Origin of the sequence: Cobetia sp. 29-18-1 (genome assembly GCF_029846405.1) — a bacterium.
GTDB lineage: Bacteria > Pseudomonadota > Gammaproteobacteria > Pseudomonadales > Halomonadaceae > Cobetia > Cobetia amphilecti.
This window is the reverse complement of the sequence record NZ_JARWKS010000011.1, coordinates 117,541-131,087: the sequence shown is the minus strand read 5'-3', so window position 1 is coordinate 131,087 and position 13,547 is coordinate 117,541. Positions and strand designations below refer to the sequence as shown.

The window sequence follows — 13,547 nt, the reverse complement described above, 5'->3', positions numbered from 1 at the left end:
TGCATCGAGCGTTTTGAGTTCCCAAAGTGTCAACCTATTTCAGGACTAGACACTGTATGTCCTGATTGCGCCCACATGACCTGGTCGCATCCGGCCAGCGTCGTCACTTGCCGGTGTGACCACGCTCGGCCTCAGTCATGCAGATAGCGATCTGCCGTCTGGATGTAGAGTGCCTCGACCTTGGCGCGCGCCCAGGGCGTGCGGCGCAGAAACTTGAGGCTCGAGTTGATGCTCGGGTCGCTGAGGAAGCAGTTGATGGGAATCAGCTCGCCCAGGGTCTCGAAGCCGTAGTGGTCCACCAGCCAGGTCAGCAGTGCCTTGAGGGTGACGCCGTGCAACGGGTCCAGGCGGGAAGTGGATGGGGGTGCGTCGCTCATGCGGGCTCCTGTTGATGGTATCGTGGGCGCTTGTCGGGCCTGAGGCGCGTGAAGTGCCGCCGTGAATGACGCTATTCTACGCGTATGTGTCGCCAGTGCGCGGCGAGTTTTTGCAGGAGTCAGCAAGATGATGCAGGAAGAGGGGCAGGTCACGGGGCATGGCAAGGAAGGCGTCTGGGTCGAGACCCAGCGTCGCTCCACCTGTGGTGCCTGCAATGCGCGCAGTAGCTGTGGCAGCGGCCTGTTGAGCCAGTTTTCGCGTCGCAAGCCGCATCGCGTGCTGATCCATGTGCCGGCAGGCGAAGACTTGCCGATGGTGGGCGAGCGGGTGGTGATCGGCATCGATGAGTCGGCGTTTCTGCGCAGTGCGGGCCTGCTGTATGGCCTGCCGCTGGTCAGCGGCATGCTGGGGGGGATCGTGGCCGAGCAGCTGGCGGGCGCTGGCACCCTGGCGGTGCCGTTGGGCTTCGCGCTCTCGTTGGCGGCGGGCCTGATGGCCGTGCGCTGGCATGCCGCGCGCCCTGAACGACAGGCACTCTATCGGCCACGCTTGATGCGTCGTCTCGGCATGGACGCGATGGCGATCAAGGCGCTGTAATCGTCGTGCTCAAGTGATGACGTGCTCAAGTGTTAGCGGTAGTCGACTCTCTCGGCAGATCGGGGAGTGACTTGCGTAGTCGGCAGGTGGCGTCGTCAGTCTGCATCGGGCTGGCCTCGGCACCTGTCGGATGTTGGCGACGCATGGTTGCGTCCAGCGCGGCACCAATCGCTGAACTTCAACGACGCTTCGACGTCAATGAGAAGGACGCCGCCAGCGATGTGACGCTGCCATCGTCAGTAGTTGCGTGATTGCACGCCTGATAACAAGTGATGACAGGACGTACCAGGAGCCGCACTGATGAAATCCCTTTCCCGCCTGATGGTACCTGCCTTGGCCATGGCTGCCCTGATGGGCTCCCAGCTGGTTCAGGCTCGTGAATTGCCCGACTTCACCCAGCTGGTCAAGGACTCGGCGCCCGCGGTGGTCAATATCGCGACCACCACCGAGATCCAGCGCAGCTCGGGGCCGGTGTTCCGTGGGCCCAATGGCGAAGAGATGCCCGAATTCTTCAAGCGCTTCTTCGGTGATCAGCTGCCTGGTCCGGGCCGTGGGGGCGTCGAGAAGCGCTCCAGTCTCGGGTCTGGCTTCATCATCTCCGATGATGGCTACATCATGACCAATGCCCACGTCATCGACGGTGCCGATGAGGTGATGGTGCGCCTCAACGACCGTCGCGAACTCAAGGCGCAGGTGGTCGGCGAGGACAAGAAGACCGATATCGCGCTGCTCAAGGTCAAGGCGGAAGACCTGCCGACCTTGCCGATGGGCGACAGTGATGCGCTGGAAGTCGGCGAATGGGTGGCCGCGATCGGCTCACCGTTCGGCTTCGATCATTCCGTCACCGCCGGTATCGTCAGCGCCATCGATCGCACTCTGCCGTCGGACGCCTATGTGCCGTTCATCCAGACCGATGTGGCGATCAATCCGGGCAACTCCGGTGGGCCGCTGTTCGATCTCGATGGCGATGTGGTGGGCATCAACTCCCAGATCTATACCCGCTCCGGCGGCTTCATGGGCGTGAGCTTCGCGATTCCGATCAATGTGGCGATGGATGTCGCCGACAAGCTCAAGACCGATGGACGCGTGGACCGCGGCTGGCTGGGCGTCGTCATTCAACCGGTGTCCAAGGACCTGGCCGAATCCTTCGGGCTGGACCGTGCACGCGGTGCGCTGATCGCCGATCTTGATCCGGACGGCCCTGCTGCTGCTGCTGGCCTCAAGAGTGGCGACATCATCACCGCCGTGGATGGCAAGGCGGTCGAGAGCTCGGCTTACCTGCCGCGCATGGTCGGTGCCAGCTCGCCGGGCGATTCGCTCAAGCTCTCCATCCTGCGCGATGGCAAGAGCCAGACGCTGACCGCCAAGGTCGGCCATTGGCCGGGCAGTGAGCAGGCGCATGCCGGCAAGGCCAGTGACGACAAGCAGGGGCTGGGCGTTGCGGTGGCAGAGCTCGACAAGGCCAGCTTGAACGAGCTCAACCTCGATCATGGGGTGCGTGTGATGGAAGTCGACCCGCAGGGCGTGGCTGCCGAGGCAGGCATCAGCGCTGGCGATGTACTGGTCGAACTCAATCAGCAGCCGTTGACCAGCGTGCAGGCGCTGCGCGATGTGGTCGCCAAGCTGCCGACCAACCGTCCGGTCTCGCTGCGCCTGGTGCGCAATGGTCGCCCGCTGTACATCGCACTGCGCATGCGTGCCGACAGCGACAAGTGATCCCGCCAGCGCCTGACGCAAGCGTCAAGAACTTGGGCGACGAGCGCGCAGGCAACAGAGAGTGACCGCCACCGGCAGGACGGCGGTCACTCCGGTAGCAGACGGGGCGCACGGGCGACTGTGCGCCCCGTCTGCTACCGGGCGGCCCTGCGGTTCACCCGAGATCAGGCGGGTTGTGACAGGGCCGGACGGGCGCAAAAGGCAACGCCTTCTATCATCGCTTGTGGTCGGACTGTACAATGCGTGCAATTCGATTTCCGTCGTCTCCCGTGTTGGCCGTGTGATTTCACGGAGACGGGCACAAATACAGAGCAGTGATCCATGACCGAACGCGTAACGCCGCCGTCCTTGAAGCATATCCGCAACTTCTCAATCATCGCCCACATTGACCACGGCAAGTCCACGCTGGCTGACCGCATCATCCAGCTGTGCGAAGGCTTGAGCGACCGTGAGCTCAAGGAGCAGGTGCTTGACTCGATGGACATCGAGCGTGAGCGCGGCATCACCATCAAGGCGCAGTCGGTGACCCTCGACTACCACGCTGACGATGGTAATACCTATCAGCTGAACTTCATCGATACGCCGGGGCACGTCGACTTCTCCTATGAAGTCTCGCGCTCGCTGTATGCCTGTGAAGGGGCGCTGCTGGTGGTCGATGCCGGCCAGGGCGTCGAGGCCCAGTCGGTGGCCAACTGCTACACCGCCATCGAGCAGGGCCTCGAGGTGCTGCCGGTTCTCAACAAGATGGATCTGCCGCAGGCGGACCCGGAAAAGGTCTCCCAGGAGATCGAGGAGATCATCGGTCTGGACGCGACGGATGCCTGTCAGGTGTCGGCCAAGTCCGGCATGGGCATGGAAGCGCTGCTCGAGCGTCTGGTGCGTGACATTCCGCCGCCCAAGGGCGATCCGGAGGCACCGCTGCAGGCGCTGATCATCGATTCCTGGTTCGACAACTACCTCGGCGTCGTCTCGCTGGTGCGTATCTTCGACGGTACCCTGAAGAAGGGCGAGAAGATCCGCCTGAAGTCCACCGGCCGTGACTGGGAAACCGGCGCGATCGGTATCTTCACGCCCAAGCGCAAGGAAACCGGCGTGCTGCGCGCCGGCGAGGTCGGCTTCATCGTCGCCGGTATCAAGGACATCATGGGCGCGCCGGTGGGTGACACCATCGTGCACACCAAGACCGCCGACAAGGTCGAGCGTCTGCCGGGCTTCCAGAAGGTCAAGCCGCAGGTGTATGCCGGCATGTTCCCGATCAGCTCCGATGACTACGAGGACTTCCGTGACGCGCTGCAGAAGCTGGCGCTCAACGATGCCTCGCTGGACTACGAGCCGGAGAACTCCGACGCGCTGGGCTTCGGTTTCCGTGTCGGTTTCCTCGGCACCCTGCACATGGAGATCATCCAGGAGCGTCTGGAGCGCGAGTACAATCTCGATCTGCTGACCACCGCGCCGACGGTGATCTATGAGGTGCTGATGGACAACGGCGATGTGCTGCCGGTGTCCAACCCGTCCAAGCTTCCGGACATGGCCAACGTCGATGAGCTGCGCGAGCCGATCTGCCGCGCTACCATCCTCGTGCCGCAGGAATATGTCGGCAACGTCATCACCGAGTGCGTCAATCGTCGTGGCGTTCAGCTCGACATGCAGTTCCTGGGCAGCCAGATCCAGCTGATCTATGAACTGCCGATGGCAGAAGTGGTGATGGACTTCTTCGATCGCCTCAAGTCCATTTCCAAGGGCTATGCGTCACTGGATTACAGCTTCGAGCGCTTCGAGGCGGCCAAGCTGGTGCGTCTGGACGTGCTGATCAACGGCGATCGCGTCGATGCACTGGCGGCGATCATCCACCGTGATCACGCACATGGCCGCGGCCGTCTGCTGGTCGAGAAGATGAAAGAGCTGATTCCGCGTCAGATGTTCGATGTGGCGATCCAGGCTGCCGTCGGTGGCCAGGTCGTGGCACGCTCCACCGTCAAGGCGCTGCGCAAGAACGTGACCGCCAAATGTTACGGCGGCGACGTCAGCCGCAAGAAGAAGCTGCTCGAGAAGCAGAAAGCGGGCAAGAAGCGCATGAAGCAGGTCGGCCGGGTGGAAATTCCCCAGGACGCCTTCCTTGCCGTGCTCAAGATGAACGACTGAGGCAGGCCGCCGTCTGGCGGCTTGCCACCAAGACCCAGGGCAGACAGGGACAACGATGGATTTCTCGCTAGTATTGGTGATTGCCGTAGCGGTAGCCGGCGTGGTGTGGTTGATAGACCTGGTTGCCCTGCGCAGTGCGCGCAAGGCGCGTGTGGCCAAGGCCGAGGCCTCCGTCGAAGGAGAACTGGACGCTGGCACGCGTGAGAAGCTGGCGCGTGACCCGTGGCCGGTGGACTATGCCAAGTCCTTCTTCCCGGTACTGCTGCTGGTGCTGGTGGTGCGCTCCTTCGCGTTCGAGCCGTTCCAGATTCCGTCCGGCTCGATGCTGCCGACGCTCAAGATCGGCGACTTCATCCTGGTCAACAAGTATGACTATGGCCTGCGCCTGCCGGTGGTCGACACCAAGGTGCTGGAAGTCGGCGAGCCGGAGCGTGGCGATGTGATGGTGTTCCGTTTCCCGGAGGATCCGTCCACCAACTTCATCAAGCGCGTCGTCGGCCTGCCGGGCGATACCATTCGCTACGAAGGCAAGCAGCTCTACGTGAATGGTGAGGCCATCGGCAAGACATTGAATGCGCGCAACTCCAGTGAACAATCCGGTGAAGACCTGCTGGATGAGACACTGGGGAAACACGCGCATCAAATCTACAATAACCCTCAGGACCCCGGCCCGCAGATGCGCGAGATCCGGGTGCCGGAAGGCATGTACTTCGTGATGGGTGACAACCGTGATCACTCCAACGACAGCCGCTACTGGGGCTTCGTGCCGGAAGAGAACATCGTCGGCAAGGCGGTGGCGGTGTGGATGCACTGGAAAGAAGGGTTCCCGGACTTTTCCTCGGTACGCCTGATTCATTGATCAGTGCATTGACCGGGCCGCCGAGAGGCGGCCCGGTCGTGTCTGGCAGGGCCACATTGGCCCGCCGGCCTTATCAGTGCGGATTTTCGACATGGGACGATGCGTCGTGCCTGCCATGTCAACCTGCTGTTCATCATGTCGGACCCGTGGCCACAAGCTTGCGGGCAGCGCGGCTGACGAATATCGGATTGGGATGGTGGCAATCGGCAACTCCTCAAGCCGCGTAGGCTTCGGGCATCGCGAGACATGTCGAAGACGACAGGCATCAGCCAGCATGACTGATGCACCATTCGACAGGACGCCCGCGGGCGTCAGCGACAAAAAGAGAGTAGGGAGACCTGTGAGTAGCCCGCTGAATGCCTTTGTAAAGCGTATCGGCCACACCTTCGAGGATGCGAGCCTGCTGGAACTGGCTCTGACCCATCGAAGCTATGGTGGCCAGAACAATGAGCGTCTCGAATTCCTTGGCGATTCCATCGTCAACTTCGTGATCGCCGAAGCGCTGTTCCTGCGCTTCCCCCAGGCCCGTGAAGGCCAGCTGTCACGCCTGCGTGCGCGCCTGGTCAAGGGCCAGACCCTCGCGGAGCTGGCGCGTGAATTCAATCTCGGCGAGAACCTGCGTCTGGGCTCCGGCGAGATGAAAAGCGGCGGTCACCGTCGCGAGTCCATTCTGGCCGATGCCGTGGAAGCTGTGATCGGCGCCATCTATCTGGACGCCGGCATGCAGGTGGCACGTGAACACGTGCTGCGCTGGTACGCCACTCGTCTTGAAGCGCTGAATCTTCAGGACACCCAGAAAGACCCCAAGACGCGTCTGCAGGAATTCCTGCAATCGCGTCAGGCGGCACTGCCGCGTTATGAGGTGACCAGCGTCGAAGGCGAAGCGCATTCGCAGACCTTCAGCGTCGATTGCCACGTCGAGATGATCGACACCAAGACCACAGGCGTCGGCTCCAGCCGCCGTCATGCTGAACAGCAGGCGGCCGAGTTCGCGCTGCAACTGCTCGAACCTGCCCGCGGAGGCCGCTCATGAGCCATACCCCAGAAGACAACGTCACCCCGAGCGGCGACGCCCCTGATCACTCCACTGATAACGGCGTCGGCACCCCGGATGCCCTCGAGGGCATGCTGGCCGCCGCCGGCGTCAGCGATCAGCCGCTGCCGGATACCCGCTGTGGCTTCGTCGCCATCGTCGGTCGCCCGAATGTCGGCAAGTCGACGCTGATGAACCACATCCTGGGCCAGAAGGTCTCGATCACCTCGCGTCGTCCGCAGACCACGCGTCACCAGGTGATGGGTATCCACACCGAAGAGGGCACCCAGTGCGTCTTCGTCGATACCCCGGGGATCCACATCATGCAGCGCGATCGCAACAAGGCGATCAACCGCTTCATGAACCAGGCCGCCACCCAGGCGCTGCGTGACGTCGATGCCGTCGTCTTCATCGTCGACCGCACCCGCTGGATGGAAGAAGACCAGATCGTGCTCGAGAAGCTGGCCCACGTGAAGGCGCCGGTGATTCTGGTGGTCAACAAGATCGATTGGCTCAAGGACAAGACCACCCTCGCGCCGTGGCTGCAGAGCCTGCAGGAACGTCGTGACTTCGCGGCCATCATTCCGATGTCGGCCAAGAACGGCACCAACATCGATCTGCTGCTCGAGAACGTGATGAAGCGTCTGCCGCAGGGCGAGCACATGTTCGCGGACGACCAGATCACCAACAAGAGCTCTCGCTTCCTGGCCTCCGAGCTGGTGCGCGAGAAGGTGATGCGTCAGCTGGGTGACGAACTGCCCTACCAGATGACCGTCGAGATCGAGGAATTCAAGACCGATCAGCGCGGCACCCTGCACATCAGCGCGCTGATGATGGTCGAGCGTCAGGGTCAGAAGAAGATCCTGATCGGCGAGAACGGCGAGCGCATCAAGAACATCGGCCGTGAAGCGCGTCTCGAGATGGAGCGTGCCTTCGACGCCAAGGTCATGCTGAACCTGTGGGTCAAGGTCAAGCGTGGCTGGTCGGATGACGAGCGTGCCCTGAAGAGTCTGGGTTACACCCACGACAAGGACTGACGACGTCGCGCGAGCGGTGCAAGGCGGTGGCGATCCGAGAGGGTCGCGACTGCCATGTGCTGCCCGTCGCTGATCCGATGTTCTCGCGGCCTCTGTCGCGCACCGCCTGGCCCTGTCCAGGCGGTCTCGTTTCTTGCCAGCCCCTCTGCCAGTCCTTCTGCCAGCTTTTTTTGCCAAGCCACCGTCTGACGTGAGCCTGCCTGATGACGCCGCAACCGGCCTTCCTGCTGCATCGCAAGCCTTACCGTGAAACCAGTGCCATCATCGAATTGCTGACCCTCGAACACGGAAGGGTGCGCGCGGTGGCGCGTGGCGTTCAGCGCCCGGGCAGCAAGGCGCGCGCACGACTGCAGCCGTTCACGCCTTTGCATGTCACCTGGCGTGGCGAGAGCGATCTCAAGACTCTCAACCTGATGGAGACCGGCGGCAGCGCCAGTCTGCTGGCGGGCGAGGGGCTGCTGTGCGGGTTCTACGCCAATGAGCTTTTGACCCGCACGCTGCCGGTGGAAATGCCGGTGCCGGAGCTGTTCGCGCTCTACTCGCTGACATTGGATGAGGTGGCACTGCCCGCCAGACGCGCGCCCGCGCTCAGGCGGCTCGAATACAGCCTGCTGGAAGCGCTGGAGCAACTGCCGCAGTTTCGCGCTCTGGATGACAGCCCGCTGATGCCGGATGTGCGCTATGACTATGTGGTCAGTGAGCGACGCTTTCAGGCACAGCCGCCAGGCGCGGCGGGCATCGAAGGGCGGGCCCTGAAGTTGCTGGCCAGCGAAGACTGGGGGCATGCAGGGCTTGCCCGCGAGAGCCTGTGGCTGGCGCGGCGTGCGCTGGCGCCGCTGCTAGGGGACCGTCCGCTGCGTTCGCGCGAGTTGATGATGCAGCTGACGGCCAGGCGGCGTCAGAGTCGCCAGTCCGACTGACGCCGTCAGGCGTGGCGACACTGTCCGGCTGCGGCGTGACGCATGATAGTATTGCGCGACCTGTCTTCGGCATGGCCCTCGTCGCCATGCCTGTTCTCTCTTGTTCATCGTTAGGAGCTGATCATGCATCCGCTGCGCATCCTGCTCGGGGTCAACATCGACCACATCGCCACACTGCGTCAGGCGCGTGGTACCCGCTATCCGGACCCGGTCCAGGCCGCGCTGGTCGCGGAAGAGGCGGGGGCCGACGGTATCACCGTGCACCTGCGTGAAGACCGTCGCCACATCCAGGAGCGCGACGTGCGCATTCTGGCCGAGGTGCTCAACACGCGCATGAACCTCGAGATGGCCGTCAGCGAAGAGATGCTGGCGCTGGCCGAGGAAGTCCAGCCGGCCAACGTGTGTCTGGTACCGGAAAAGCGCGAAGAGCTGACCACCGAAGGCGGACTGGATGTCGCCGGTGATCTGGCGCGCATCACTGCCGCCTGCGAGCGTCTGGCAGCGGCGGGCTGTGAAGTCTCGCTGTTCATCGACCCGGAGCCGGAGCAGATCCGGGCCGCCTTCGAGGCCGGTGCGCCGGTCATCGAGCTGCATACCGGCGCCTATGCCGATGCCACGGGCGAGACGGCGCGTGTCGAGTTCGAGCGCATCGCGGCCGCCGCGGAGCTGGCCAACGAGCTGGGGCTGGTGGTCAATGCCGGTCACGGCCTCAACTATCACAACGTCGAGGCGATCGCGGGTATCTCCGGGCTCAACGAGCTGAACATCGGTCACGCGATCATCGCGCGCGCCATGTTCGTCGGCCTGAAGGAGGCCGTCATCGAGATGAAGCGTCTGTGCATCGCAGGCCAGGAAGCGGGCCTGATGGCCGCGCTGGATGCGCACGATCATGACCATGACCACGAACACGGTGATGACCATGAGCATGTGCAGGGCTCAGGCTGCTGCGGATGATCGTCGGCATAGGCACGGACATCGCGCGTATCGAGCGCTTCGAGGCAGGCATGGCGCGCCACGGCGAGCGCTTTGCGCGCCGATTGCTGGGGGAAGAGGAGCTGGCGCGCTTTGCCGATCACCCTCAGCCGGCGGCCTTTCTGGCCAAGCGTTTCGCGGCCAAGGAAGCCTTCGTCAAGGCGCTGGGCACCGGCCTGCGTCAGGGCATGCGCTTCACCCAGATTCAGGTGGTCAACGACGCCCTGGGCAAGCCTTCGCTCAAGCTGTCTGACGAGGCGGAAGCCCTGACCGCGCGGGCGGGTATCCGCCATCTGCACCTGTCGATCAGTGATGAGCGTGATCAGGCCATCGCCTTCGTGGTGCTGGAGCGTTAGCCCTATTCGGTCTGGCGCTGGATCGCGCCTGTGAACACGGCGCTCGAAACGACAACGCCACCCCTGCCTAGCGGCAGCGGGTGGCGTTGTCGTTTGTGCAGGGCTGGTCTTTCAGGGCTGGTTTTTGGACTGGGGCCCGCTCGTCTGTGGCTTGCTTGCCGATGACGAGCTCGTGTCGGAGGGCTCTGCGGGTGCATTCGAGGGCGCGGAGGCGGACGATGAAGAGGTCTCGGCAGGGGGCGCTGTCGGCGTCTCAGTCGTCTCAGTCGTCTCACCCGTCTCACCCGTGTCACCGTCGGGGCTAGCCGGTTCAAGCGGCGCGGCAAGCAAGGCCTTGGCCTCATCGCTGTGCGACCACTGGATCAGGCTGTCGATGGCCGCGAACAGGGCATCGACATCCTCTTCCAGCCGCGACAGGCCGCTGACGCGGATGCGGGTCTCCAGTGCCTCCACCAGCAGCGCCAGACGTGGCACGCCACAGTAGCGGCAGGCGCCGTTGAGATAATGCACGCCATCGAGCATCGCCTCGTTGTCACGCGCCTGCCAGGCGCGGCGGATCCTGGCCTCGCTCTCCGGCAGGCTCTCGATCAACAGTCCCAGCATCTCCAGAGCCAGCGCCTCGCGGCCTCCGGCCATCTCCACGCCCAGCGCCATGTCGACCACCGGCAGGTCGGCGTCCTGCTCCAGGCTGAGCTGACTCTTCGCGGCAGAGCGGAGCAGTGGCGCTACCGGCGACGAGGACTCAGCCTGGCTGGCAGCGTCTTTCACTCCCGGCGGCAAGGCAGTCGTCGCCTGACTGCGAGCAGGGCTGCGCGCCTGGTTGCGTTCTGGACTGCGCGATTGGCTGTGAGCAGGGCTGCGCGTTTGGCTGGATGACCGCGCGGCCTGCGGTGGCGGGTTCAGCGAAATGCCCAGATGACGGCTGAGCAGGTTGGCCAGCAGGCCCTCGTCGATGGGCTTGATCAGGTAATCATCCATGCCTTCCGCCAACAGCTCTCGCCGTTCATGCGCCAGTGCATGGGCGGTGAGGGCGATCACCGGCAGGTGGCGGTTGCCCTCGCGATGCTGATGCCGCAGCGCCTTGGTGGCTTCCAGCCCGTTCATGCCCGGCATCTGGATATCCATCAGGACGGCATCCACGACCTGCTCCTGAGCCAGCGCCAGCGCCTCTTCGCCACTCTGGGCGGCCAGGGTGTCCAGCCCCATGTCGGTCAACAGCTCCTCGGCCAACAGGCGGTTGGAGGGGTTGTCGTCGACCACCATCACGCACTTGCGAGGCTGCGCAGGCGTTTCCTGACTCGCAGGCTGGGCGGGGAGCTCAGCCTGCGGACCGGCTGACGTCGTCTTGGCAGGCGTGCTGGCTGGCTTGGCGGCTGGCGCCGTGCCTGCGTCCTGCTCACGTGAGGCCGGCTCGAACGAGGTGAAGGAGGCGCTGCGTGGCGCCTGAGTCGGGTCGCGGTGAGGTGAATGCAGCAGATTGGCCAGCTTGTGACGCATCTGCAGGCGTGTGACCGGCTTGCTGACCACTTCGTCGATGCCGTACTGCTGCAGGTTCTCGGCGTCGGCAGGCAGGGGCGCGTTCAGCAGGCCCAGCACGCGACACGGCAGATGCTTGAGGCGTGCGCCCCATTCATCCAGCCGCTTGAGGTCACGGCTCTCCAGCGCGACCACCACCAGGTCCGGCTGCTCTTCGATGCCGACCAGCGTCAGTGACCAGCGGGTCAGCAGGTAACTCAGGGCGCGACGGGTGGCCGAGTGCGGCTCGATCAGGCAGATGCGTTGATGATCGAACACGACTTCGCGCGGGCGCTCCTCGATGCTGCTGACCGCCACCGGCACGCTGAACAGGAAGGTGGAGCCGTGGCCGGGCAGGCTGTCGACCTGGATCTCGCCGCCCATCTGCTCGACCAGTCGCTTGGAGATCATCAGCCCAAGGCCAGTGCCGCCGAACTGGCGTGCCCGTGACGGGTCTCCCTGCGAGAAGGCCTGGAACAGACGATTGCGCTGGGCGCTGTCCATGCCGATGCCGGTGTCTGCCACCGCGATCTTGAGGCGGGTATTGCTGCCGGAGAGGTCATCCACCATCACGCGCACGATGACTTCGCCGCGCTCGGTGAACTTGACGGCATTGGCGACCAGATTCGTCACCACCTGCTTGATGCGCAGCGGGTCGCCCTCGAAGCGCTGCGGCACGTCGTCATAGACAAGCCCGAGCAGATGCAGATGCTTGCGATGGGCTTCCGGGGCATGCATGGCGAGCACTTCCTCGATCAGCGGCTCGATGTCCATCTGCACCTTCTCGAGCTCGAGCTTGCCGGCTTCGATCTTGGAGAAGTCGAGAATGTCATTGATCAATGACATCAGGCTCGAGGAGGCATTCTGCATATGGCCCAGCCAGTCGCGCTGGCGGTTGTCCAGATCACTGCGCCCCAGCAGGTTGCTGAAGCCGATGATGCCGTTGAGCGGCGTGCGGATCTCATGGCTCATGTTGGCCAGGAATTCCGACTTGATGCGGTTGGCTTCCAGTGCCTTGCGGCGCGCCATGTCGAGCTCGATGTTCTTGATCTCGACGGTTTCCATCGATTCGTGCAGGTCCTGGGTGGTCTGTTCGATCTGGTCCTGCATGTCCTCGCGGGCGCGCTTGAGCTGCTCGACACTGCGGTTGTAGTTCTCGGCCAGCTCGCTGAGGTCGTCATTGCCTGACACCGGCAGCTGGCGGTGTGTCTCGCCGCGCGCCAGACAGGTGAGGGCCTCGCCCAGCTCATGCAGCGGCTGCAGCATGCGGCGCGAGCCATGGAAGGCCAGCAGCAGCAGCGCCAGCCCGAAGACCAGATTGGCCAGCCCGTAGCCGACCAGCAGCTGGTAGCGATGCAGCACCAGACGGGTGTCGGAGGCCTCCAGTACCAGCCATGACATCTGCTCGCCGCGCTGTGTCTCGCGCCACGGGTCGATGACCGGCATCACCATCACCAGCGAGTCCGGGTCCGAGGGGTAGGCCTGACTCTCGACCAGCGTGCTGGTTTCCGGGCGCTGGCTGGGGCCGAGATGCAACAGGGCGCCGCCGTTGGCGGTGCGCAGCGTCAGGGCGCGCACGTCACGTTGGTCGATCAGCATCTGGGCCTGCTCGTGCAGGCGCTGGTCGTCAGCGGCGAGGGCGGCGTTGGCCATACCCGGCATGATGGCCTGCATGCTGGCCTGCAGGCGCTCCATCATGGCCAGGCGCTCACCGCTGATCTCGCGGTCCACCGCATACAGGCTGAACATCAGGCTGGTGGCGAGGGGCAGCAGCAAGAGGGCAAGCTGGAATCGGGTACGAAGCAGCATGGCAATCCATCGTCAAAGGGCGAACGAGCATCAGCGGCAAGCATACCTCGCGCTCTTGAGCGAAGCGATGGCGAGCGCCCTGACAGGGCTGGGCGGGAGCGATATACTGCGCGCATCATCTACACCCCGACGCGGCCCCCCGTTCGTCCTTGGTCCCGATGCCAGCGCCTGACCGCTGTCATTCGGCTGTCCGGGCGCGGCGTCTCTGGAGTC

The 13,547-nt window shown here is 63.9% G+C and carries 11 protein-coding genes; 9 read left to right on the top strand and 2 right to left on the bottom strand.

The window, feature by feature from the left end; translation table 11 throughout:
• Positions 1 to 131 precede the first annotated feature (131 nt).
• Positions 132 to 377: a VF530 family protein gene (locus tag QD208_RS10660; RefSeq protein ID WP_043331871.1), complete on the bottom strand. Its 246-nt coding sequence runs from the start codon at positions 375 to 377 to the stop codon at positions 132 to 134.
• 127 nt (positions 378 to 504) lie between these two features.
• On the opposite strand from QD208_RS10660, the gene QD208_RS10655 reads away from it, so the two are divergent.
• The 9 genes from QD208_RS10655 (at position 505) to acpS (ending at position 10,010) form a co-directional block, all read left to right on the top strand.
• Positions 505 to 975, top strand: a complete 471-nt coding sequence (locus tag QD208_RS10655; protein WP_052384327.1) for a SoxR reducing system RseC family protein — start codon at positions 505 to 507, stop codon at positions 973 to 975.
• A 300-nt stretch (positions 976 to 1,275) separates the two neighbouring features.
• On the top strand, positions 1,276 to 2,691 hold the full coding sequence (locus QD208_RS10650) for a DegQ family serine endoprotease (RefSeq protein WP_107335313.1): 1,416 nt from the start codon (positions 1,276 to 1,278) through the stop codon (positions 2,689 to 2,691).
• A 321-nt stretch (positions 2,692 to 3,012) separates the two neighbouring features.
• Positions 3,013 to 4,833, top strand: a complete 1,821-nt coding sequence (gene lepA / locus QD208_RS10645) for a translation elongation factor 4 (protein WP_043331869.1) — start codon at positions 3,013 to 3,015, stop codon at positions 4,831 to 4,833.
• 55 nt (positions 4,834 to 4,888) lie between these two features.
• Positions 4,889 to 5,692, top strand: coding sequence for a signal peptidase I (gene lepB, locus QD208_RS10640; protein ID WP_279836774.1), 804 nt, complete (start codon positions 4,889 to 4,891; stop codon positions 5,690 to 5,692).
• Positions 5,693 to 6,032: 340 nt separating this feature from the next.
• Positions 6,033 to 6,725 (top strand): ribonuclease III, encoded by a 693-nt coding sequence (gene rnc / locus QD208_RS10635; RefSeq protein ID WP_043331866.1) that lies wholly within the window; start codon positions 6,033 to 6,035, stop codon positions 6,723 to 6,725.
• Positions 6,726 to 6,817: 92 nt separating this feature from the next.
• Entirely contained in the window at positions 6,818 to 7,762 is a 945-nt protein-coding gene (gene era / locus QD208_RS10630; protein WP_052384345.1) for a GTPase Era, read from the top strand.
• Positions 7,763 to 7,965: 203 nt separating this feature from the next.
• Positions 7,966 to 8,682, top strand: a complete 717-nt coding sequence (recO, locus tag QD208_RS10625) for a DNA repair protein RecO (protein WP_200019205.1) — start codon at positions 7,966 to 7,968, stop codon at positions 8,680 to 8,682.
• A gap of 123 nt (positions 8,683 to 8,805) precedes the next feature.
• Entirely contained in the window at positions 8,806 to 9,636 is an 831-nt protein-coding gene (gene pdxJ / locus QD208_RS10620; protein ID WP_054554985.1) for a pyridoxine 5'-phosphate synthase, read from the top strand.
• Entirely contained in the window at positions 9,633 to 10,010 is a 378-nt protein-coding gene (acpS, locus tag QD208_RS10615; RefSeq protein ID WP_043331863.1) for a holo-ACP synthase, read from the top strand. Before pdxJ ends, acpS begins: the two co-directional genes overlap by 4 nt.
• A gap of 111 nt (positions 10,011 to 10,121) precedes the next feature.
• Here the strand turns inward: acpS and QD208_RS10610 are convergent, their stop codons facing one another.
• Positions 10,122 to 13,334: a hybrid sensor histidine kinase/response regulator gene (locus tag QD208_RS10610; protein WP_279836773.1), complete on the bottom strand. Its 3,213-nt coding sequence runs from the start codon at positions 13,332 to 13,334 to the stop codon at positions 10,122 to 10,124.
• Between the last annotated feature and the right edge of the window lie 213 nt (positions 13,335 to 13,547).

Bases quoted from the DNA above. Each gene is read 5' to 3' on its own strand.
- QD208_RS10660 (WP_043331871.1), bottom strand. From the start codon at position 377: ATGAGCGACGCACCCCCATCCACTTCCCGCCTGGACCCGTTGCACGGC.
- QD208_RS10655 (WP_052384327.1), top strand. From the start codon at position 505: ATGATGCAGGAAGAGGGGCAGGTCACGGGGCATGGCAAGGAAGGCGTC.
- QD208_RS10650 (WP_107335313.1), top strand. From the start codon at position 1,276: ATGAAATCCCTTTCCCGCCTGATGGTACCTGCCTTGGCCATGGCTGCC.
- lepA (WP_043331869.1), top strand. From the start codon at position 3,013: ATGACCGAACGCGTAACGCCGCCGTCCTTGAAGCATATCCGCAACTTC.
- lepB (WP_279836774.1), top strand. From the start codon at position 4,889: ATGGATTTCTCGCTAGTATTGGTGATTGCCGTAGCGGTAGCCGGCGTG.
- era (WP_052384345.1), top strand. From the start codon at position 6,818: ATGCTGGCCGCCGCCGGCGTCAGCGATCAGCCGCTGCCGGATACCCGC.
- recO (WP_200019205.1), top strand. From the start codon at position 7,966: ATGACGCCGCAACCGGCCTTCCTGCTGCATCGCAAGCCTTACCGTGAA.
- pdxJ (WP_054554985.1), top strand. From the start codon at position 8,806: ATGCATCCGCTGCGCATCCTGCTCGGGGTCAACATCGACCACATCGCC.
- acpS (WP_043331863.1), top strand. From the start codon at position 9,633: ATGATCGTCGGCATAGGCACGGACATCGCGCGTATCGAGCGCTTCGAG.
- QD208_RS10610 (WP_279836773.1), bottom strand. From the start codon at position 13,334: ATGCTGCTTCGTACCCGATTCCAGCTTGCCCTCTTGCTGCTGCCCCTC.